General features: G+C 59.9%; 17 protein-coding genes. 4 read left to right on the plus strand and 13 right to left on the minus strand.

All coding sequences use genetic code 11. The annotated features are described in order from the left end of the window. Positions 1 to 192: 192 nt before the first annotated feature. Both ACVWVP_RS12660 and ACVWVP_RS12665 read right to left on the minus strand, forming a co-directional pair. Positions 193 to 1,296: a DmpA family aminopeptidase gene (locus ACVWVP_RS12660; RefSeq protein WP_457406244.1), complete on the minus strand. Its 1,104-nt coding sequence runs from the start codon at positions 1,294 to 1,296 to the stop codon at positions 193 to 195. A gap of 9 nt (positions 1,297 to 1,305) precedes the next feature. Then, positions 1,306 to 2,670, minus strand: a complete 1,365-nt coding sequence (locus ACVWVP_RS12665; protein WP_259171336.1) for an APC family permease — start codon at positions 2,668 to 2,670, stop codon at positions 1,306 to 1,308. Positions 2,671 to 2,870: 200 nt separating this feature from the next. Between ACVWVP_RS12665 and ACVWVP_RS12670 the strand changes: the two genes are divergently transcribed. Further along, positions 2,871 to 3,656, plus strand: a complete 786-nt coding sequence (locus ACVWVP_RS12670) for a response regulator transcription factor (protein WP_457406247.1) — start codon at positions 2,871 to 2,873, stop codon at positions 3,654 to 3,656. 800 nt (positions 3,657 to 4,456) lie between these two features. On the opposite strand, the gene ACVWVP_RS12675 is transcribed toward ACVWVP_RS12670, so the two are convergent. Genes ACVWVP_RS12675 through ACVWVP_RS12690 form a run of 4 tightly spaced genes read right to left on the minus strand, consistent with a single transcriptional unit; the run spans position 4,457 to position 8,229 of the window. After that, positions 4,457 to 5,536: a polyamine ABC transporter substrate-binding protein gene (locus ACVWVP_RS12675; RefSeq protein ID WP_178924855.1), complete on the minus strand. Its 1,080-nt coding sequence runs from the start codon at positions 5,534 to 5,536 to the stop codon at positions 4,457 to 4,459. A gap of 60 nt (positions 5,537 to 5,596) precedes the next feature. Continuing rightward, positions 5,597 to 5,938, minus strand: a complete 342-nt coding sequence (locus ACVWVP_RS12680) for a cupin domain-containing protein (protein ID WP_176998327.1) — start codon at positions 5,936 to 5,938, stop codon at positions 5,597 to 5,599. Between the two features lie 26 nt (positions 5,939 to 5,964). After that, positions 5,965 to 7,371: an NAD(P)/FAD-dependent oxidoreductase gene (locus ACVWVP_RS12685; protein WP_457406251.1), complete on the minus strand. Its 1,407-nt coding sequence runs from the start codon at positions 7,369 to 7,371 to the stop codon at positions 5,965 to 5,967. Positions 7,372 to 7,419: 48 nt separating this feature from the next. Continuing rightward, positions 7,420 to 8,229, minus strand: a complete 810-nt coding sequence (locus ACVWVP_RS12690) for a helix-turn-helix transcriptional regulator (RefSeq protein WP_178924851.1) — start codon at positions 8,227 to 8,229, stop codon at positions 7,420 to 7,422. A 257-nt stretch (positions 8,230 to 8,486) separates the two neighbouring features. On the opposite strand from ACVWVP_RS12690, the gene ACVWVP_RS12695 reads away from it, so the two are divergent. Further along, entirely contained in the window at positions 8,487 to 8,759 is a 273-nt protein-coding gene (locus ACVWVP_RS12695) for a DUF1652 domain-containing protein (protein WP_176998330.1), read from the plus strand. 77 nt (positions 8,760 to 8,836) lie between these two features. Here ACVWVP_RS12695 and ACVWVP_RS12700 read toward each other — a convergent pair whose 3' ends face one another. Further along, positions 8,837 to 11,284 carry a UvrD-helicase domain-containing protein gene (locus ACVWVP_RS12700; RefSeq protein WP_457406255.1) on the minus strand — a complete coding sequence of 816 codons (2,448 nt, stop codon included), beginning with the start codon at positions 11,282 to 11,284 and terminating at the stop codon, positions 8,837 to 8,839. 219 nt (positions 11,285 to 11,503) lie between these two features. Here ACVWVP_RS12700 and ACVWVP_RS12705 point away from each other — a divergent pair, with 219 nt between their 5' ends. Next, complete coding sequence (locus ACVWVP_RS12705; protein WP_457406257.1) at positions 11,504 to 12,199, plus strand: pirin family protein; 696 nt, start codon at positions 11,504 to 11,506, stop codon at positions 12,197 to 12,199. Between the two features lie 69 nt (positions 12,200 to 12,268). On the opposite strand, the gene pgm is transcribed toward ACVWVP_RS12705, so the two are convergent. The 4 genes from pgm to ACVWVP_RS12725 all read right to left on the minus strand — a co-directional run bounded on the left by pgm (position 12,269) and on the right by ACVWVP_RS12725 (position 18,594). After that, positions 12,269 to 13,912 carry a phosphoglucomutase (alpha-D-glucose-1,6-bisphosphate-dependent) gene (pgm, locus tag ACVWVP_RS12710; RefSeq protein ID WP_259171332.1) on the minus strand — a complete coding sequence of 548 codons (1,644 nt, stop codon included), beginning with the start codon at positions 13,910 to 13,912 and terminating at the stop codon, positions 12,269 to 12,271. A gap of 105 nt (positions 13,913 to 14,017) precedes the next feature. Beyond that, a complete protein-coding gene (locus ACVWVP_RS12715) occupies positions 14,018 to 15,424 on the minus strand; it encodes an aminotransferase-like domain-containing protein (protein WP_457406261.1) in 1,407 nt (468 codons plus the stop codon). Continuing rightward, positions 15,421 to 16,857, minus strand: coding sequence for a hypothetical protein (locus ACVWVP_RS12720; RefSeq protein WP_178923853.1), 1,437 nt, complete (start codon positions 16,855 to 16,857; stop codon positions 15,421 to 15,423). The genes ACVWVP_RS12715 and ACVWVP_RS12720 overlap by 4 nt, the downstream gene beginning before the upstream one ends. A 714-nt stretch (positions 16,858 to 17,571) precedes the next feature. Continuing rightward, positions 17,572 to 18,594 carry a zinc-dependent alcohol dehydrogenase family protein gene (locus ACVWVP_RS12725; RefSeq protein ID WP_071483319.1) on the minus strand — a complete coding sequence of 341 codons (1,023 nt, stop codon included), beginning with the start codon at positions 18,592 to 18,594 and terminating at the stop codon, positions 17,572 to 17,574. A 268-nt stretch (positions 18,595 to 18,862) separates the two neighbouring features. Between ACVWVP_RS12725 and ACVWVP_RS12730 the strand changes: the two genes are divergently transcribed. After that, positions 18,863 to 19,777: a LysR substrate-binding domain-containing protein gene (locus ACVWVP_RS12730; protein WP_105696920.1), complete on the plus strand. Its 915-nt coding sequence runs from the start codon at positions 18,863 to 18,865 to the stop codon at positions 19,775 to 19,777. A gap of 267 nt (positions 19,778 to 20,044) precedes the next feature. Here the strand turns inward: ACVWVP_RS12730 and ACVWVP_RS12735 are convergent, their stop codons facing one another. Continuing rightward, positions 20,045 to 20,464 carry a hypothetical protein gene (locus tag ACVWVP_RS12735; protein WP_457406264.1) on the minus strand — a complete coding sequence of 140 codons (420 nt, stop codon included), beginning with the start codon at positions 20,462 to 20,464 and terminating at the stop codon, positions 20,045 to 20,047. A 50-nt stretch (positions 20,465 to 20,514) separates the two neighbouring features. After that, positions 20,515 to 20,925 (minus strand): hypothetical protein, encoded by a 411-nt coding sequence (locus ACVWVP_RS12740; RefSeq protein WP_178923849.1) that lies wholly within the window; start codon positions 20,923 to 20,925, stop codon positions 20,515 to 20,517.

The raw sequence follows: 20,925 nt of genomic DNA on the forward strand, positions 1-20,925 counted from the left end.
CAAATCCAGTATTTGCTGGGCCGCCTTGAGTTTGTCCGACAAAAAACATCCTCCCCTTATTTAAATATTAAATACCGCTAAAGCCGCCCCACTCTAATGGCGGACTTAATTAATGGATCCAATATATTGTCACGGTGTCATTGGCAACATTAAAGAGCCACTAGTTATCATAATAATCAGAGTTGCCCCCTATTACCGGGACACACTCCAGCCTGTCGTGCGCAATGCCTGTAATAAGGACTCGGCTTTCAAGCCCGGCACTGTCACACCGTCGTCAGTGAGCATGTCGTCCCCGGCCAGGATCGCGTTGATGATCGCCTCCTCCACGGCCTCGGCGGCGGCGCTGAACAGCGGGGAAATATGGTCGTTATTGACCATGTGCAGCGCGGTATTCAGGGGCAAATCCTTGCGCCCGTAGTCGGCGGGCGGTAATGCTGTGTTGCCGGTGGCGAATGCCAGGAACAGGTCGCCGCTGGAATCCTCGGTGCCGCCGCCCGTGCGCGCAATGCCGATGGACGCGCGCTGGGCCAGGCGCTTGCATTGGTGAGGCAGCAACGGTGCGTCGGTGGCGATGATCACCACAATCGACCCCATGCCCGGCGTGCCGCGCTCCGCGAACGGTGACGGGATGTCCATCAACGTGCGCCCCACCGGGTAGCCATCCACCCGCAGCTCCTGGCGCTTGCCATGGTTGGCCTGCACCAGCACGCCGACGGTCCAGCCGCCCTGCTCGGCCGTCAGGCGCCGCGACGCCGTGCCGATGCCGCCCTTGAATTCGTGGCAGATCATGCCGGTGCCACCGCCCACCGCGCCTTCCTGCACCGGGCCGCCTTCGGCACTTTCCAGGGCTTGGCGCACATGCTCGGGTTTGACGTGCTGGCCCCAAATGTCATTGAGCAAGCCGTCGTAGGTTTCCATCACCACCGGCATGCACCAGTACACCGCCGGGTCCGCCAGGCGCTCACGCTCCAGGGCGATCAGGGTATCGCGCACGATGCCGATGCTGTGGGTGTTGGTGATGGCCAGCGGCGTGGTCAACAGCCCGGCTTCGCTGATCCACTCCAGGCCCGTGGCGTCGCCGTTGCCATTGAGCACGTGGTACCCGGCAAAACAGGGTTGCTGCCGCGCCTCTCCGGCACGCGGCTGCACCACCGTCACCCCGGTGCGCACCTGTTTGCCGTCGACACGGGTCTTGAGCGTGGTGTGACCGACCCGCACCCCCGGTACATCGGTGATGGCATTCAACTCGCCGGGCATGCCCAGCCCCAAGGTGATGCCCAATTGACGTGCACGCATAACCACTCCTTACAATTTCTGAAACGCCGGACTCAACCGGCCACTGATGCAATACAGAATCACCGACAGGGCCAGCAAGCCGACGATGATCATGATGTCGCGCACCGACGCTGCCGCCACCAGGGTCACCAGCAGGTAGCCCGCACCCAGCACCGCCAGCAGCGCCGGAACGGGCCACAGCGGCATGCGATAGGGATGCTCGCGGTCCCGCAGCAATACCCGACTCATCAAGGCGCTCAACGCCACCACCAGGTACACCAGCATGATCAGCAATACGCTGAACGAGGTGAGGTCCGCCAGGTTGGAGCTGAAACTCAACAGTGCCGAGGGAATCGCCAGGAACAGCGTAGCCAACCACGGCGAATCCCAGCGCGGGTGAATACGGGTGAACAGCTTGTTGATGCCTGGCGTCCACAGTGCATCGCGGCCACTGCTGAACACCACGCGGCCAATCTGGATGACGATGGCGACAATCGCGTTGAACACCGACAGGAAGATCCCGGCGCTGACCAGGCGTGACAGGGTTTCGTTGCCGTGACTGGTCAGCAGATAACCGATCGGGTCGGGACTGCTGATCATCGCACTCAGGGACGGCGCGCCGATCAGCAGCGCGGTGATCGGCACCAACTCGATGATCACCACCAGCCCCAGGGACCACAGCACGGCCTTGTGCACGCCTTTGCCGCCGCATTTCATGTCTTCGGCCAGCAGCACCGCCGGGCCGTAGCCATTAAACGAGAACAGGCCGATGCCCACGGCGCCGATGACCAAGGCCCAGGGTGCCAGGTGCAGCGCCCCGTTTTCGACGATCTGTGGCTGGAACAACACGCTGGCCGGCTGCACCGGGTTGCCGAAGCCGAGAAACACGATCACCAGCAGCGCAGCGACTTCGAGCAACAGGCAGGTGCCGGTGATCCAGGCGTTGAGTTTGATATTGAGGATGCCCAGGGCGTAACTGCACACCACGATGACCAGGGCGACGGTTTGTGAATCGAACGTCGTACCCAGGGCGTTATTCAGATAAGTCGCCGCGCCGGTGGCCAACACCGGCGGGATAAACAACAGCATCACCAACACCGTCAAAAACGTCGCATACCCGGCCATGCCGCCAAACACGCGCTTGGCGTACACGTATTCACCGCCCGCGCTGTTATGGGCACGGCCCAGCTCGGCGTAGCAAAAGGCAAACATCAGCGCGAGCACGGCGGCCATCACAAAGGCCAGGAACACACCGCTGCCGGCCTGCTGGATGGCAAAGGGCGCGATCACGAATACGGAACTGGCCGGGGTCACCGCCGAGACGGTAATCGCGACCACGTCGAAGACACTCAAGGTGGGTTTCAGCACGCCATCGGGCGTGGGGGAAGTGCTCATATCGTTATCCTCTGTCGTTGTTTTTGGTGTGAGGCAGAAACGAAACGTCTGAATATCGCGAGATATGTTTCCCGCTGAATGATGGCAACCATAAACAGGGCGTTCATGTCAGCCAATTCCCCTATTGGCGTACTCCCCTTGACGCCACCCGGCAAAAGCCGAACCCTTGGCCGATCTTTGGGTTGGCGGGAGCCTGTCACATGAGCCTGTTTCAAGAAGTCGGCCTGCATGCCGGGTTGGGGCGCACCGTTGCGCACATCGGCACCGAGCGGTTCTGGAAACAGATGGTGCTGTTGTTGCACCACTGCCTGCCATTCGATAACGCCCTGGCGATTTTCTACCCGGCCGACGGCCCGCCCCAGGCCCTGGAAGAGTATGACGCCCAGCCCAGCAGCAAGCCGGCGTCGATGCTGGTGTACCTCAATGGCCTGTATTTGCTCGACCCATTTTTCCAGGCCTGCCGCGAGGGTTATGCCAGCGGCGTGTACCGCCTGGAGGAAGTCGCGCCGGACCATTTTCGCCAGAGTGAGTACTTCCTCAATTACTTCCACGACAACGTGCTGGAAGACGAGGTGCAGTTCATCCTGCAACTGCCGGGTGCGGGCACCTTGTCGTTGTCATTGGGCATGCAGCGGCGGTTCAGTGCCGAAGAGACCGGGCTGATGACTACGGTGGCGAATTGGGTATTGCCGTTGATGCAGCAGCATTGGCAGCAAAGCACCCAACGCCCCGCAGCGATGGACAGCCAGATCCGCGATGCGTTGAGTCATTTCGGCTGTGGCGTGCTGTCGGACCGCGAACTGGAAGTGGCGCGGCTGGTATTGCGCGGGTTTTCATCCAAGGCCATGGCCGAACGCCTGAATATCTCGCCGGACACGGTGAAGGTGCACCGTCGGCACTTGTACGCGAAGCTGGATATTTCGTCACAGCCGGAGCTGTTTTCGTTGTTTATCCAGTCGTTGGGGCATGACCTGGAGAATCCCTGAACGAGCGAGTCTGGATCATCGAAGACGACAGGCTTTGATACGCGAATCCTAGTGATGATCAGCCTCGACGCCCATCCCTTAATCAGCCTGGCCCTCTATGATCAGGTTACAGTCAACCCGTCGACCTTTGGCTGACTTGAAAGTCACCCCGGTAAGGCTTAGCAAACCGTTACTTCCTCTGGAAAACACGGCAGAGCCTTCCCCTGCCGGCTCGGAGTCAGGCGATTCAAAAGGTTTGTAATACATTCCCAGAAGCTTGCCATCTCCCAAGCTGAGCAAGCCACTGGGAGTATCACCTGCGAGTGTCACCTGGAAAGCTTGCCACCTGTCCTCAGTACCTTGTTGTCCGATACACCGCTCCTCTCCGAATTGCTGGTCATGGTAGACCGTAGCGGATTGAACGTGCCTGGTGGTCTCGTCGGGATCGGTTATCACCCCAGCCCATGACCCGATGAACCCGTCAGTGTTGAGTACTTTTTCTAAAGCTGTCCTATTCATATCTCACCCCTAGCTGTGTGCTGAAACGACGAGTGAATAAAATAGGGGGAAAACTAAAAAAAAGAACCTGTCAGAAATGGCAGTATAAAAAGTGGATTACTTATAGCCATTGTCGCAGATGCATCTGCACGCGATGCACAGCCGGATCTGTTTTCTTTGTTTATCCAGTCGTTGGGGCATGACCTGGAAAACCCCTGACACCCCACGACCTGTAGGAGTCCGGCTTGCCGGCGATGGCGATCTTGCGGGCGCTATCGCCGGCAAACCGGGCTCCTACGGGTTTGGCGGGGTGACATCCAACCTCAGCGACCCGTACGGATGGTGTTCCACACCCGTGTACGAATCCGGTCGATGTTCAGCGGCATCGCTTCCAGCGCGAACAGCTTGCCCATCATGTCCGGGCTCGGGTACACCTTGGTGTCGGCCTTGATGGCCGGGTCTACCAGGCTGTCGGCGGCGGCGTTGCCGTTGGCGTAGTGTACGTAGTTGGTGATGCTGGCCATGACTTCCGGGCGCAGCAGGTAGTTCATGAAGGCGTAGCCGGCTTTTTCGTCGGGGGCGTCGGCGGGCATGGCGACCATGTCGAACCAGATCGCGGCGCCTTCCTTGGGAATGTTGTAGCCGATGTTCACGCCGTTCTTGGCTTCCTTGGCGCGACTTTCAGCCTGCAGGATGTCACCGGAGAAGCCCACGGCCACGCAGATGTCGCCATTGGCCAGGTCAGCGGTGTACTTCGAGGAGTGGAAGTACGCCACGTACGGCCGCACTTTCATCAGCAGGTCTTCAGCTTTCTTGTAGTCCTCGGCCTTCTTGCTGTGGTGCGGCAAGCCCAGGTAGTTCAGCGCGGCCGGCAGCAGCTCCGGGCCGTTGTCGAGGATTGCCACGCCGCACTTCTGCAACTTGGCCATGTTCTCGGGCTTGAAGATCAGGTCCCAGGAATCCACCGGCGCGTTGTCGCCCAGTACCGCCTTGACCTTGTCGATGTTGTAGCCGATGCCGGTACTGCCCCACAGGTACGGGAAGCCATGGGCATTGCCCGGGTCGTTGGTTTCCAGGGCCTTGAGCAATACCGGGTTGAGGTTTTTCCAGTTGGGCAACTGGCTCTTGTCGAGCTTTTTCAGCGCCCCGCCCTGGATCTGCCGGGCCATGAAGTGGTTGGACGGAAACACCACGTCATAACCGGATTTACCGGTCATCAACTTGCCGTCGAGGGTTTCGTTGCTGTCGTACACGTCGTAGGTAAAGGCGATGCCGGTTTCTTTCTGGAAGTTCTTGGTGGTGTCCGGTGCGATGTAGTCCGACCAGTTGTAGATCTTCACCGTCTCGGCGGCCTGGCTGATAGAGGCCACCAACATCAAGGGCAACAGGGCAATGGCTTTCATGGTTCGATTTCCTGGCGGTTTTAGGGCTGTTTTTATGGCAGGCGATCAAGGATCAAAGCGTTACAGGATCAATACGTAGGTCTTGCGTACGGTTTCCTGGATGTCCCAGATCCCGGTGCTGTTGGCCGGCAACATCAGTGCGTCGCCGGCTTCTATGTGAACAATTTCACCGTTGTCAGGGGTGAAGGTGCAGCGGCCCTGGATAAAGTGGCAAAACTCCTGGGATTTGATCTGCCGACGCCAGACGCCCGGGGTGCATTCCCAGATGCCGGTTTCGACGCCGTCGCTGCGCTCAACGCTCAAGGTCGAGGCCACGGCGATGGGCTCGCCCAAGGGCACGGCCACCGGTGACGAGTCGGGCAAGTGGGCGTTCAGCGTGTCTTTGAATTGAGTGATGCTCATGGGCTTTCCCGTGTGAGTGAAACGACTTAGTGCATGAAACCTTCCATGAACCCGGCCACGCCGGTCGCCAGTTTGCGGCGCCAGGGGGCGGTGTTGGGGTTGGCCAACACCTGGTCTTCATGGACAAAACTGCGAATGATCGCGTTGTAACCCAGCCACCGGCACGGCTCGGGCTCCCAGGCCTTGAGCGCCTCCAGGCCCCGTTCGCGGATGACCCATGGCTGGTGGGTCAGCGGCGTGTCCAGGCCCAGGATCAGGTCGGCCAGGGTGCGCCCACCCAGGTTGGTGGCGCCGACGCCCTCCCCGCCATAACCACCGGACAGCGCGATGCCGGTCTTGTGGTCGCACAGCATGTGCGGACGGAAGTTGCGCGACATGCCCAGGTTGCCGCCCCAGGAGTGGGTAATCCGCACCTTTTTGAGCTGTGGGAAGAGTTCGCCGAACAGGTAGCGACGCAGCTCGACCTCGCTGTCGGTCAGATCGAAGTTGTGGCGCAACTTGCCGGCGAACTGATAGCCGCCACGGGCACCAAACACCAGGCGGTTGTCGGCTGAACGCTGGCCGTAGGTGACCTGCCGGCTGCTCTCGCCGAACGCCTGGCCATGGCTCAGGCCGATTTCATCCCAGGTGCTGGCGGGCAGCGGCTCGGTGGCGACGATCAAGCTCTGCACCGGCAACTGATAGCGCCCCAATGGCGGCAACGTGTTTGCATACCCTTCGACGGCCGGCACCACCCACGCGGCGCGCACACTCGCCTTGACCGTGCGCAGGCTGCCGGACTGCCAATGGGTCACCGGGCTGTTTTCGTAGATCGTTACGCCCAGGCGCTCCACCGCCCGCGCCAGGCCGCGCACCAGCTTGGCGGGGTGGATGGTGGCGACATGGGGTGCATAGATACCGCCATAAGGCTTGGCGATGCGGATCTGTTCGGCCAATTGCTGCGGGCTGAGCCAGCGATAATCGTCCTCGGTGAGGCCTTGGGCGTGAAGCTTGTCCAGGTAACGGCGCAGGCTGCCTTCCTGCTCCGGGTAGCGCGCGGCGCAGTACAAGGCGCCGCCCTTGCGGTAGTCACACTCGATGCCCTCGCGGGCCAGCACTTGGGCCACCTCATCGGGAATGCCGTGCAGCAGGTCAAACGAGGCGCGCCGCTGTTGCGGCGAAAGGCCCGCCAACAGCCGGTCTTCACCCAGCAGGTTGCCCATCAGCCAGCCACCGTTGCGCCCGGACGCGCCGAACCCGGCAGTCTGTGCCTCGATGATCGCAATCTTCAGTTCGGGGGCCTGGCGCTTCAGGTAATAGGCGGTCCACAGGCCGGTATAGCCGGCGCCGATAATGGCCACGTTGACATCCAGGTCCTGCTCAAGGGACGGCCGCGCCACCAGCGGGTCGTCCAGCTGGTCCATCCATAAACTGATATTGCGCCATGCCGGCATGCCAAGCTCCCCTACCTCGTTTCGATAGGGGGATGCTAGAGCGCGGTGTCAGGGGCTGTCTTGCGCGCGTGCACGCAAAGAAATTTGTTTGACGTAGGCCTTGGGCGACTGGCCCGTGTGCTGGCGAAACGCGCTATAGAACGCCGACAGCGAATTGAAACCGGCTGCAAACGCCAGGTCATCGACCTTGATCGGTGGCGCGGCTTTATCCAGGGCGGCGAGCAAATGCTGGAGCCGAGCCTGGTTGACGTAGCGGTAGAAGCTCTGCCCCAGCACCTGGTTCAGCAGGTAGGAAATCTGATTGCGGCTGTAGCCACATTCCTTCGCCACCCGTTGCAGGTCCAGCTCCGGGTCCAGGTAGGGTTGCTGTTGCTGGAAATAGTGCTGCAGGTCATTGGCCATATGCCCCAATTGCTGGGGCGACAGGCCCAGGCGGCTGACCGTGGGGCGCATCGTCTGGGCGGGCTGTTCATGCACCAGGGACGCGTATTCGTTGACCCGCCAGATCAGGCCGTCGCGCACGGTGATGGCCTCGCTGGTACGAAACGACACCAGCCCCTGGCCGCCGCGCAAGGTGATGCGGTACTGGATAAACGCGGTATCGCCGTCGGCACGGATACGGTCGGTGTGCTCGATTGCTTCATCGACGCCACGGGGCATGCTGGCTTGCAGGTACTCGCGCAACTCGGCATACCCCACCACGCGGTTCTGGAAGAAATCGTGGTACTGGATGTCCGGGTGGTAATAGGACATCACCCCGTCCAGGTCGCGATGGCGCCAGCAGAGGCTGTGGCGCAGCACCAGGTCGCCGGTGGCTTGGGTGTTCTGGCAATCATCGTCTGAGGCGATGTCAGGCATGGAAGGCTCGGCGGCGGGTAAACCCTGGAGATTGCCGAATTTTACCGGGGCCTTCAATGGCCAATTGGCACTTCTGACTAATGGCCTTTTGCCTAGCTTTGGGTAGGACATGACCCACGTCAATTTCATGGAAAAGAACCGCCGAACGGGGCGAAAAAAGTCACCGCAGTGTTAGGAACGAATGCTATTTTGAGGGTCTTCAACGCCACGACCAGTGAAGGTCATGGCCCCCTGCCGCGAGCTAAAGGAAGCGCTCAATGAACAAGGTGGGCAACATGAACAAAGTGACGTTTCCCAACGCCTGCCAACTGATGCGCTGGCATTTTCATCCGATGGGCTTCGAGGGGAGCATGGACGCCCCCGGCAGCATGGTTGCCCGTTTGTTCGACCGCGCCAGTGGCGAAACGCTGATCGCCATCGCCGGCATCCCCTGCGCCACCGTGATGAATGCGGCCGATGTGGAGCGCATCATCGAGGCAGTGGAGGATGAGCTGGAGTCGTTCATTCCGCCGCAGTCTCTGCGGGCGTGACTCAGACTTATCGGATGACTAATTTCTAAATGTGGGAGCGGGCTTGCTCCCACATTTTCAATCGCGTTAACAAAGCATTAGCTGCGTTGATCGTCGAAGAAGGCTTTTTTGCCGTCGACCCGCTCCGATGCACGGGGCACATTCACGCCCTGGCCTTCCGGCTTTTCTACATACCAATAGCAGTGGCTCACCGCCCGGGTAATGCCGACGTAGGCCAGGCGCAGCACTTCGTCTTTTTGCGCATTGTCGTAGGGTTCGCTGTCGCCGTCCTTGCCCAAGCCCGCCATGCGGTAGACCTGGTTCTTGTACGGCGAGCGGGTGACGTGCTGGCAATCGCCCAACAGGAACACCGCGTCCGCCTGCAGGCCCTTGGCACTGTGATAGGTCAACTGCTTGAGCCGACGAGACCCGGCCGGCAAGCTAGAATCCACATTAACTACAGCTTGAATATGCTCTTCTATCAATGACTTATCGCTACTTTTCCGATACAGCATTAACACTGAATCGCCGCGTTCATAGTGCGCAAGCACCAGGCGCCCCAGCGCCGCATCATCCCGCTCAAGCACGGTAACCGGTACCAATGCCTTGGGCTCGCCACTGGCCTTGGCCTTTTTGCCGGGTATCGCCGGCGCTGCCCGCACGATATGTTCGGCCGCATCGATGATGTGCTGATGGCTGCGGTAGTTTTCGCTCAACATCACGCGGGTGGTGCCTGGCGACGGGAATTCCTTGTTGAATTCCATGAAGTACTGGGGCGAGCTGCCACGCCAGCCGTAGATCGACTGCCAGTCGTCCCCCACGCACAGCAACGAAGAGCGTTGCGCCCCGCGCCCTACATGCATGGCCGGGCCCCGGCTGCGGATTTCCCGCAGGCTGGCGCGAATCCACGAGACGATCTGCGGGGACACGTCCTGGAACTCGTCGATCATCAGGTGCGACATCGGCCGCAACAGCGGATCGCTGAGCAGCTTGAGGTTTTCCGGGGTGTTCTCACCAAACAGCGAAAACATGCGGTTATAGGTCATGATCGGCGGCGACTGGTCGAGCAAATGGGCTTCCAGGGCCTTCCAGAAAATGCTCAGGGCCTCGAAGAAGAACCGATCAGGGTCGTCCTTGGCAAAACTCATCTGGCCGACGGCGGTGGGGACGTCGAGGCCGAGGTTCTCGATAAAGCCTGCCGCCATCACAAAACTGTCCAGCAGCGGCGCCGAGGCCAGCTCGCCCTTGACCTTGTAATCAAAGCCAGGCCCCGCTGTGGCGTCACCGGCCAAGCTGTTTAATAACCGTTTTGATGACTCATAACTATCTAGCCATATCAATGGCTTACGACAGAAAGCTTGAAACAAGGTGCGTTTCACCGCCCACTCTGCACGCACCGACAGTTTCGAGTTGGGACGACTGATCTGGGCGTTTTCGCGGGGATCGAAACCCAGCACCACCCAGGCGTCCAGCTCAGGGATGTACCCGTGACAGTGGAACTGCGCGCCATTGATCTCGACGGTCTGACGATTGGGTTCAATGCCTTTGATTGGCCAGGCACCGGCCCTGAACCACAGGTCTTCGATCACATCACAGAGTTCTTCATCACGCTGGGCAGCCAGTTCGGTCACCGCCATGCGTTTTTGCACGTCGGGGTGGTCGCGCTCCAGCTCCTTGAGTTGCAAGCCATGTCGGGCCAGCGGCGCAATCAGCTCGCGAAAACGTGCATGCTGGCCATAGAGCCGGTGATAGCAGGCATTCATCTGTTGACGCTGGGCATCGCTGATACGCAGATCGAACGGATTGCTGTCGGCGTCTTCGAAACCGGCACTCAGGGTCTCGAAGGCCTGTAGCCGCTCGAAGCCCGGCAGGCTGCGCACCATGGGCAGAATCCGCGAGTGAAAGGTACGCACCACGGCCTGGGCTTCTTTCATGCCAAGGGGTTGGCCCCACAGGCTGAGAACTTCCATGAGCTTATTGATGAAATCCTTGCGTGACTCACGGGTGAAGGTCACCACGGTCATCGAGTTCAGCTCAAACCCCAGGTAATGGGTCAGCAACAGGATGCGCAGCACCAGCGAGGTGGACTTGCCGGCACCCGCGCCGGCAATCACGGAGGTCGAGGGCGTGTCACTGAAGATCATCTTCCACTGCGCAGCACTGGGCTGGGCATGGGCCGGCAGCAGGCGCGCCACGTCAGCCTTGATACGTTTCTTGATCTCAGCGGTCAGGGGCAGGCGCCAGTCATCGAACAAGCTGTCGTCAACGCCGGGGGCACGGTGCTCCTCGGGACGAAAGTCACGGATCAACAGGACCTGGCGCCCTTCCTCGATGCCATCGGCCTTGCCCTCGCGGTAACCATATTCCACGCCGGCTTCATGCCCACTGCGGAACCCATCCGCCTGCCCGTGCAGCCACGAAAAACGGTGCTGCGCCCGCAAGCGCGTCAGACCATGACCAAACAGGCGCGCGGCCAGCCGCTTGAGCAGGGGCATTTCGGCCAGTGGGCGCAGTTCAGGGGGCAGATCAGGCTGTTGTTGCGGCACGCGGACTCCTTCGATGAGCTTGGCTTTGAAGAGTGCGCCATGGTCGCCGGAAACCGCGCGCAGTTCCAGCCAATTGCTTTGCTGTCATGCAGTTAGGCGATGAAGTGAAAGTCAAAACGCCGGCAACTCATCGAGAGAACCGATAGGAACACGGAAGTTTTTACGCTTTTTATCGATCTAGGGCTGTTGGATCATAGATGCCATCAACTGGAGACGATCATGCTTGAACTTCGACCTTTCAACTCCCTGGGCGGCGCCCACCATGGCTGGCTTGACGCTCATCACCATTTTTCGTTCGCCGAATACCATGACCCCAAGCGTATGCACTGGGGCAACCTGCGGGTGTGGAACGACGACATCATCGCCCCCGGCACCGGCTTCCCGCAGCACCCGCATCGCGACATGGAAATCATCACCTACGTGCGCAAAGGCGCCATCAGCCATGCCGACAACCTGGGCAATAAAGGCCGCACCGAGGCCGGCGACGTACAGGTCATGAGCGCAGGCACCGGCATTGCCCACAGCGAATACAACTTGGAGGCCACGCCGACGGAGATCTTCCAGATCTGGATCATCCCGAATGAAGCCGGCCTGCCGCCTTCCTGGGGGGCCAAGCCGTTTCCAAAAGGTGATCGCGAAGGCTTTGTGACCTTGGCCAGTGGCAAGTCTGGGGACAGCGAAAGCCTGCGCATTCGCGCCGATGCACGCCTGGTAGCGGCCAACCTGAAGGCTGGGGAAAGTGCCGAGTATGTGCTGGATAGCGGGCGTCGGGCGTACCTGGTGCCGGCGACCGGTGTGATTGAAGTCAATGGCTTGCGTGCGCAAGCTCGAGACGGCGTGGCGATTGAGGATGAACGGGTGTTGCGGGTGACGGCGATTGAGGACAGTGAGATCGTGTTGGTCGACTTGGCCTAACATTGTCCCAATGTGGGAGCGAGCAAGTCGAATCGTCGCACCGCCGCTCCCACAGGTTATGTTGCAGTGTTACTGGGAGATAGCACCGTCTACCAGCACCTGCGCCTCTTCCACCAGTTGCTTGAGGTGGTCTTCGCCAATAAAGCTCTCGGCGTAGATCTTGTAGATGTCCTCGGTACCCGATGGCCGCGCGGCAAACCAGCCATTTTCGGTCATCACTTTCAAGCCGCCAATCGCCTGGTTGTTGCCCGGCGCGTGGCTGAGGATCTGCTGGATGCTTTCCCCGGCCAGTTGCGTGGAGGTGACTTGCTCCGGCGACAGCTTGCCCAGCAGGGCTTTCTGCGCCGGTGTTGCCTTCGCATCGACACGAATGGCGAACGGCTCACCCAGGGCGTCGGTCAGGCCACGGTAGATCTGGCTCGGGTCCTGGCCTTTGCGCGAAGTCATCTCCGCCGCCAGCAACGCAGGAATCAGGCCGTCCTTGTCGGTGCTCCAGACGGTGCCGTCCTTGCGCAGGAACGAAGCGCCGGCGCTTTCTTCACCGCCAAAGCCCAGCGAGCCTTCAAACAGGCCATCGGCAAACCATTTGAAGCCCACCGGCACTTCATACAGGCGGCGGCCGATGCGTGCGGCCACGCGGTCGATCAGGCCGCTGCTGACCACGGTCTTGCCCACGGCGGCGTCAGCGCGCCAGTCAGGACGGTTCTGGAACAGGTAGTCGATGGACACCGCCAGGTAGTTGTTCGGTGCCAACAGGCCACCGGACGGGGTCACGATGCCATGGCGGTCGTGGTCCGGGTCGCAGGCGAAGGCCACGTCAAAGCGCTCCTTCAGGCCAATCAGGCCTTGCATGGCGTAGCTGGAGGAAGGGTCCATGCGGATCTGGCCGTCCCAGTCGACGCTCATGAAGCGAAAGGTCGAATCGACTTCAGTGTTCACCACGTCCAGGTTCAAGCGGTAATGTTCGGCAATCGCCGACCAGTAGCGCACCCCTGCTCCGCCCAGCGGGTCTACGCCCAGACGCAGGTCGGCACTGCGGATCGCGTCCATGTCGATCACGTTGACCAGGTCGGCCACGTAGCTGTTGAGGTAGTCATGGCGATGGGTGGTGTCGGCCTTGAGGGCCTGCGCGTGGGTGATGCGCTTGACGCCGGCGAGCTTGTTGGCCAGCAGTTCATTGGCTTTGGCTTCGATCCACTTGGTGACGTGGGTGTCAGCCGGCCCGCCATTGGGTGGGTTGTACTTGTAGCCGCCACTCTGCGGTGGGTTATGTGACGGCGTGATAACGATGCCGTCCGCCAGGCCAGTGGTGCGGCCGCGGTTGTAGCAGATGATGGCGTGGGAAATGGCCGGGGTCGGCGTGTACTCATCACCTTCGGCCAGCATTACGTGCACGCCGTTGGCGGCCAGCACTTCCAGGGCGCTGGCACCGGCAGGCGTGGACAGCGCGTGGGTGTCCAGGCCGACAAACAGCGGGCCGTTGATGCCCTGGGCTTCGCGGTACAGGCAGATGGCCTGGCTGATGGCGAGCACATGCCATTCGTTGAAGCTCAGCTCGAACGAGCTGCCACGGTGCCCGGACGTGCCAAAGGCCACGCGTTGGGTGGAGATCGCTGCATCAGGCTGGCCCGTGTAATAGGCCGTGACCAGTCGCGGGATATCCACCAGCAACTGGGCTGGCGCCGGCTTGCCCGCAAAAGGACTGATTGTCATGCATAAACCTCAAGAAGAAGGATTCGGAAAAAGTGACAGTTTACTGAGAGTTGGACTGCTGCGCGACGGTATCGATCCTACATCAACAAGAGAAATTTCACGCGCTCACCCCACCTGCGCATTCCGCAGGGCCTCGCCCAGGGCAGCCAGGGTCATGTCCAGGTTGGGATGCCCCTGGAAGGTATGGCTGATGCGCAACTGCTGGTGATGCAGGCCGCTGAGGCTGAACAGCTCGCCGGGCGCCACCACGACTTGCTGCGCGAGCATGCACTGGAACACCTGGCGCATATCCACGGCATGGGCTGCCCTCAACCAGAACGCTGCCCCGCCTGCCGGCATGCGATAGCTCACCTGCTGCCCCAGGTGCAGGTCCAAGCGCTGCCTGACCGCCTCGGCCTGTTCCTGTAACAACAGGCGCAAGCTGCGCACATGCTGGTCGATCCGCCCGCTGTGGTACAGGCGAGCGATCGCACGCTGGCGAATGGACGACAACCGGAACGCACGCAACAGGAACTGGCGTTGCAACTCGCTGCTCATGCGCCGGGACAGTACATAGCCGTAAGGCGCCTCTGGGCCGAGGACTTTCTCGAAGGATGAAAACACAACCAGCCGCTCCGGGTTGACCAGCTCACGCAGTGGCGCCTGAGCCGCTGTGAAGCTCAACTCGCCCTGCGTGTCATTCTCCAGCAACCAGCAACCGTACTGGTCCAGTAGCCGCGCGACGTCCAGCCGGTCGCGGGGATGCAGGGCCACCCCCGACGGCAGGCTGACGGCGGACGACAACAGCACCAGGTGCACGGGTTCTTCGCGCAGCAGCCCTTCCAGCAGCACCAGGTCGAGCCGCCCCTCAGCGGTCCACGGCAGCTCGATGACGCGCACCCCGGCATCCTGCAAGAGCCGCAGTATCAGCCAGTCGCACGGCGACTCGACCACCACCGTGGTGCCTCGCAAGCCCAGCACTTCGATGAGAATATCCAGCACACCGCGAAGGTCGGCGCCAATGTAGACGTCGTCGGCGTGCCAGCAGCGGGTCGGCGAGGTGGTGTAACGGGCCGCCAATGCCGCTCGCAGCTCCCATACACCACAAGGCTGGGACCAGGGCTGCAACTGGCGTGGGTACTGGCGTACCAGCTCACGTTCCAGTCGCAGCAGGGTTGCATCCAGTGATGCCAGCAGCGTGGGTTCATCGCCGCTGAGCACCACCATCCCCGGCCGACGAGTCGCCACGTACAGCCTTTCGAGCAAATCCCCCCCCGGCCATGTCGCCGGGCTGCCCGCCAGTGGCCAGGCGTAGTAACCGGACTTGGCCACGGAATAGACCCGTCCTTCCTTCTCAAGCAGCGAATACGCATATTGGATGGTGGAAATCGACACATTCAGGCGCTCGGACAACTGCCGCAGCGACGGCAGTTTCACCCGGGTATCGGTACTGACCTCATTGATCAGGTTGATCATGTAGCGATAGACCGCCTGATAGGCAAAGCCGGCCTGCCGCGTGCCGCGCGGAGTCATCGCCCGAACAGCTGGAAGGCCTGCGCTTGGCGTGGGGGCGTCGAGTGCGCCTGGCGATGGCTGCACGCGCCGTGGTCGGCGGCCAGCGGCGATGGCCGCTGGCGGTACAGGTGCTGAAGCAGCTGCAATGACAGCCCACTGGTGTCGACCACCCATTGCTGGAGCAGGTCGGCCGCGGGCTTGCCCTGGAGTATTTTGTGCAACTCAGGCAACGCCACCAGCATGCCCGGGTGACACTGGCGCAAGTAACCCTCCAGGCGCTCGCCGTGATGAATGAACGGCGAGAACAGCAGGCAGACCAGCGCCCCCTCCTCCACGCCGAAAAACTGCTGGGCATAGGCGGACGCCAACGCACGCCCCTCCCGCGTTGCAGCCTGGGCCAGCAGTTGTTCCGGAATCTGGCGATCGTGCAGGGCGTTGGCCGCTTGTATGACGAAGCTTTCAGCACCCGCTTCATAGTCCAACTCCCTCAGGCACTCCGCCTGCAGGCCCCGCAGGTGGGCCATCAACAACGGGTTGGCATACATCGGGTTACTGAAGTGAAAACCCAAGGGATCGGCCGCGTAAGCCATGAAGTCGTTGAGCAGGCTACTGTCAAGCGGCTCGATATTCTCCAGCAAGTCGGCAATACCGATGTAGGCCAGCTGACGATGCCCGCCCTTGCAGCGGTCATCACGCTCGACATAGTGCTCGCCGTACAGTTCACGGTAATAACCGTTGCTCCATTCGTCCATGCGCGCATACAGCCCATTAAGCGACGCAGGCTTGCCCTTGGGGATGACAAGGCCTGCGCTTTGCGCGGATTTTTTCAGCCAGGCCAGGAACTGGCTTTGCTTGCGTCCGGAGTCACCACTGACCACGGCGTGCACCCCGCCATTGTAGCTGGTGACACGCTGGTAGAAGTCACCCAGGGCCAGGTAGGTGTCATTGCACAGCGTGGCGCGTATGTCCCCGGACGTCAGGTGCCCTACCATCAGCCGGTTGCGCTGGCTGAGTTCAAGCCCGAGGGCGGATGCCGGGCGCTGATGGTTGAATGGCATCACTTCTTGATTGTCCACCATCAGCAGTTCGACCCTGGGATCGTCATGGAAGAACAGTCGGCCGTAGCCGCGTTGAAGTGTGTCCAAGCTGGCCTGGGTCATCCCGGCGTGGCGCAACGTGGCGACCCGCAGCTGGAACGTCCTGGGCGCGCGCCCGGCGATGGTCAATTGCGCGGCCCGCAACAAGGCCAGGGTGTAACTGCTGACTTCGCCGCCTCCATGGGCCACCAGCACCTTGTAGTCACCCACTTGTTCCATACCACCGGCAGCCACGACAATACGCTGGATCAACAGTTGAAGTGCGGTGCGTTCCGCACGGTTGAAGTGCCCGATCAAACGTTGCAGGACTTGCTGATAAACATAAGTCATGGCCTGTTCGTGAATAGCGCTCATCGTTCTAATACCTGAGTTTAAGTATAAGTTTCGAGCCACTGATAATCGTGTCTGCTCGACCTGTTACGGTTGTAAGAATGTCGCTCGACACAGGGGCCTTTCGATAAATAGACACTAGCACCCTGTAACAAGACGATCTGAACTGCATGCTTGACCCTCCAGAGGGCCTGCGCTGGCAAGGGCGCGGACACAGGGCCTCTTGGCGGCTCCTGGTAGCGCCTTAGGAGGATTCCGACAACTTCCTACACGCTCTTAACTCTGATTTAAAAGATCTATCCCACAAATAAATCACGCCAACCGTTTCTGTTTGCACGGTGACAATTTGAGATTTCACCCGAAAACACTCTTCACCCTGATGCCAGGTAAATGCAGAGCCATTAGTTGCAGGAAGTGCCTGCACTAGAATAGTTGATTCAATCATTGCTCAGTCCTTGAGATGACAGTGACAGCACAATTATCAAGGCTGGAATAATGATTAACAGACACAGAACCTGGCCAAAAACCAGTTCAGATAGACAACCGACAGCGCGCGCAAGACGCACACACAAAGACGCCGCGCTGGGATTCAGGGCGGCGTGAGGGAGAAAGGTATCGTTTACAGGACTTGGCGGCGGTCGCGCGCGTCATGCAACGCGCAGGTTACGCCTTCCCAAATGGCGTATTTGCCCCATACGCCACGGGGTTGAAAGACTCGTTTAAGAATATTCCTACGCTTCAAACAGCTTCGACTTGCAACGCAACTCGTTCGCGACATGGGCATTCGTCCATGTAGCGGTGCGCTTCCACGAACTGATTGAACGGGAACACGGTGGTCTTCAGCGGCACCAACACACGGTCTGCAGTCAGTTGGTTGATGTCACGCAAGGCCCGTTGCAAGGCAACCTGGTCCTGAATGATGCCCAACTCGGGCTTGCCCGTGAAGTTACCGATGCAGTGCACGAAGAACTGGATATTCTTCTGGAACGCCGCACACGCCGGGAATGGTGTCTGGTTGCCGCCTTGCAATCCGTACAGCACCAAGCTGCCACGCGGGGCCAACACATCCCCCAGCAACGACATCTGCGGGCCGCCCAGGCCATCGAACACCACGTCGACACCGCGGTTGTCGGTGAACTTGTTGATCTGCATCAGCAAGTCCTGCTCCTCAGTCACGATGACTTTTTCGGCGCCCAGGGACAGCAGGTATTCACGCTCCGCACTGTCTTTGGTCGCAGCAATCACCCGCACACCCAGGGCTTTGCCCAGCTGTACAAAAGACGGGCCGGCACAATGGCTGGCGTCGGTCACCAGGGCAAACTGGCCGGGCTTGACCCGCGCCAGGTCCACGTAGGCAAAGTAAGCAATCAGCAACGGCGTGTAGTGCACGCTGGCTTCAATCGGGCTCAACACATCCGGATAACGGGTCAGGGCTGAACGCGGCAAAACAATCTGCTCGCCATACACCGGGTAATCATTGGGGCTCTCGGCCGGAAAACTGGCCACTTTATCGCCCACTGCCAAATCATCCACGCCATCGCCCAGGGCAACTACAACCCCAGCCATCTCATGGCCAAGCCCTGAAGGCAGGCGAGCATGGGAAGACGCCAGGTTCTGGCGCCAGAGAATGTCGTACCAGCTGATGCCAATCGCGTCGACACGCACCTGCACTTCGCCCGGTGCGGGCTGCGCGGCTACATGCTCTTCGCACTTGAGCACCTCGGCCGGACCAAACTTGTGAAAACGGATCGTGCGGGACATCGCAAACCTCGTCAAAGTAACCTCTAATGCCATGAACTCTATCTGGGCTTTCCGGGTAAGACCACCGGTCGCCGTTAATAGTCGACATGCCTGTCATTGATTCCGCAACTGAGGAATCGACCTCAACAATCGTAGGAAAACTCAATTAGCCGGTGCAGAGTACCAGTCTTTACCCGTAAGATTCATGCCGGTCATGCTTCTAAATGGAATCTGAAGGGTTCCAGGATGGCCGCTCACGTCAAGTTTGCTGACTCTTCCAGGACACAAGATGAACCGTAACGACCTGCGTCGTGTCGACCTTAACCTCTTGATCGTATTCGAAACCTTGATGCATGAGCGCAGTGTGACCCGCGCTGCCGAGAAACTTTTCCTCGGCCAGCCGGCCATCAGCGCGGCCTTGTCACGCCTGCGCGGGCTGTTCGATGACCCGCTGTTTGTACGCACTGGCCGCAGCATGGAGCCCTCGGCCCGTGCCGTGGAAATCTTCGCACTGCTCTCCCCGGCCCTGGACTCGATCTCCACCGCCGTCAGCCGCGCCGCCGAATTCGACCCGGCCACCAGCACCGCCGTATTCCGCATCGGCCTGTCCGACGACGTCGAATTCGCCCTGCTGCCGCAATTGCTCAAGCGCCTGCGTGCCGAAGCCCCGGGCATCGTGCTGGTGGTGCGTCGCGTCAACTACATCCTCATGCCCGGCCTGCTGGCCTCCGGCGAAATCTCCATCGGCGTCAGCTACACCGCCGACCTGCCGGCCAACGCCAAGCGCAAAGTCCTGCGTCGCAGCCTGCCCAAACTGCTACGCGCAGACAGCGTGCCAGGCTCCCTGAGCCTGGACGACTTCTGCGCCCGCCCTCATGCGCTGGTGTCGTTTGCCGGCGACCTGAGTGGGTTTATTGACGAAGAACTGGAGAAGCTCGAGCGCAAACGCCACGTGGTGTTGGCGGTGCCGCAGTTCAATGGATTGGGGACGTTGTTGGCGGGCACCGACATTCTGGCGACCGTGCCGGATTATGCGGCTGAGGCGTTGACGTCGGCGGGTGGGTTGCGGGCGGAAGATCCGCCGTTGCCGGTGCGCAGCTTTGAACTGCACATGGCGTGGCGTGGGTCGCAGGATAATGACCCGGGGGAGCGGTGGTTGCGGTCGCGGATTCAGATGTTTTTTGGGGATCCTGAGAGTCTTTAGGCGTTGTCGGGCAGGCTGTTTATCTGATCATTTATGCCTTTTCATAGACTATGGGGATCCATCCACCTCCAGTTACTTCAACCTTCGGGAATTCCCAAATAGGCAATAACTTTCCCGAATGGCGCACTCGCCATGCCGACCGGAACGATCATTCCGGTGTATCCCGGCACGGGGGCGTTCACAGTAAGCACCGTCGCGCCTGGCTTCTCATTATCTGCAGAGACAATCAGAAAATACCTACCGTCCGCAGGTGCGACGCCGGACCATTCAATTGACAGGGGATTCTGCCCCTCCAGATGGTCTGGCAACGAGCTTACCCTGCGAATCGACTACCGTTACGCGTGGTTTCAGTATTGTTTTCGAAAAACCGAAACACATGTTATTGCACATCGAAATGACGTTGATGACGTAGGTTTGGCCCTTGCGCAGTTTGAAGTCGAACACTCGGTAGTTACCGGGCGCCTGACCAACCTCGAGTCGAGGGTCAGATGCGTCGATCTCCCAGCGTTCTGGAAATAGACCACGATCAACCGGCAACGGCGTTGCGCGAGCCAACTGGATGGCTTGCTCGAATGAATGTGCAATAGGTGTAGTGGACGAGCTGACGGTTTCTTGATTGATAGCTGAGTGGTTTGTACAGCCCATCAGAAATGAAAGGACAATGACAGGCAGCAGGGATTTCAACATTGATATTCCTTAGAAAAGTAGCCAGTTATTCGCAACCGTGTCGCCGCTATTTAGCGCATACCAATATATGGGTCTGATACGGAGTCACCAAACTCAGATAGCGCGAGTGAAATCTCATTAAAAACTTCCGGCGACACGTCTTTAGGCAAGCGTGAGGCCAGGAAAGTTTTTATCGCCTCAAGCCCTAAGCTCGCCATTATACTAATAACTTCTTCAGCCTGTTCCAGATCATGCCCATTCCATAAAGACAACAAGCAATGTTCAATTCGCTGTCTGAGGCTGTTGTCTAACACGCTATAGGTATGCCACTGCCTGTCACTCAGTTGCACCAATGACTTTATAAGCTGCGCGCTGTACTTTTTTTTTGATTCGAACTCATCCAACAACTCTGCAAACGCCGTTTCAAGCTCCTCCCTGGTCATGAAATCTGGCAGCGCCGCGTAATATTCAAGATTTTTCAT

The organism is Pseudomonas sp. TE24901, from assembly GCF_054058375.1.

Bases quoted from the DNA above. Each gene is read 5' to 3' on its own strand.
- ACVWVP_RS12660 (WP_457406244.1), bottom strand. From the start codon at position 1,296: ATGCGTGCACGTCAATTGGGCATCACCTTGGGGCTGGGCATGCCCGGC.
- ACVWVP_RS12665 (WP_259171336.1), bottom strand. From the start codon at position 2,670: ATGAGCACTTCCCCCACGCCCGATGGCGTGCTGAAACCCACCTTGAGT.
- ACVWVP_RS12670 (WP_457406247.1), top strand. From the start codon at position 2,871: ATGAGCCTGTTTCAAGAAGTCGGCCTGCATGCCGGGTTGGGGCGCACC.
- ACVWVP_RS12675 (WP_178924855.1), bottom strand. From the start codon at position 5,536: ATGAAAGCCATTGCCCTGTTGCCCTTGATGTTGGTGGCCTCTATCAGC.
- ACVWVP_RS12680 (WP_176998327.1), bottom strand. From the start codon at position 5,938: ATGAGCATCACTCAATTCAAAGACACGCTGAACGCCCACTTGCCCGAC.
- ACVWVP_RS12685 (WP_457406251.1), bottom strand. From the start codon at position 7,371: ATGCCGGCATGGCGCAATATCAGTTTATGGATGGACCAGCTGGACGAC.
- ACVWVP_RS12690 (WP_178924851.1), bottom strand. From the start codon at position 8,229: ATGCCTGACATCGCCTCAGACGATGATTGCCAGAACACCCAAGCCACC.
- ACVWVP_RS12695 (WP_176998330.1), top strand. From the start codon at position 8,487: ATGAACAAGGTGGGCAACATGAACAAAGTGACGTTTCCCAACGCCTGC.
- ACVWVP_RS12705 (WP_457406257.1), top strand. From the start codon at position 11,504: ATGCTTGAACTTCGACCTTTCAACTCCCTGGGCGGCGCCCACCATGGC.
- pgm (WP_259171332.1), bottom strand. From the start codon at position 13,912: ATGACAATCAGTCCTTTTGCGGGCAAGCCGGCGCCAGCCCAGTTGCTG.
- ACVWVP_RS12715 (WP_457406261.1), bottom strand. From the start codon at position 15,424: ATGACTCCGCGCGGCACGCGGCAGGCCGGCTTTGCCTATCAGGCGGTC.
- ACVWVP_RS12720 (WP_178923853.1), bottom strand. From the start codon at position 16,857: ATGAGCGCTATTCACGAACAGGCCATGACTTATGTTTATCAGCAAGTC.
- ACVWVP_RS12725 (WP_071483319.1), bottom strand. From the start codon at position 18,594: ATGTCCCGCACGATCCGTTTTCACAAGTTTGGTCCGGCCGAGGTGCTC.
- ACVWVP_RS12730 (WP_105696920.1), top strand. From the start codon at position 18,863: ATGAACCGTAACGACCTGCGTCGTGTCGACCTTAACCTCTTGATCGTA.
- ACVWVP_RS12735 (WP_457406264.1), bottom strand. From the start codon at position 20,464: ATGTTGAAATCCCTGCTGCCTGTCATTGTCCTTTCATTTCTGATGGGC.
- ACVWVP_RS12740 (WP_178923849.1), bottom strand. From the start codon at position 20,925: ATGAAAAATCTTGAATATTACGCGGCGCTGCCAGATTTCATGACCAGG.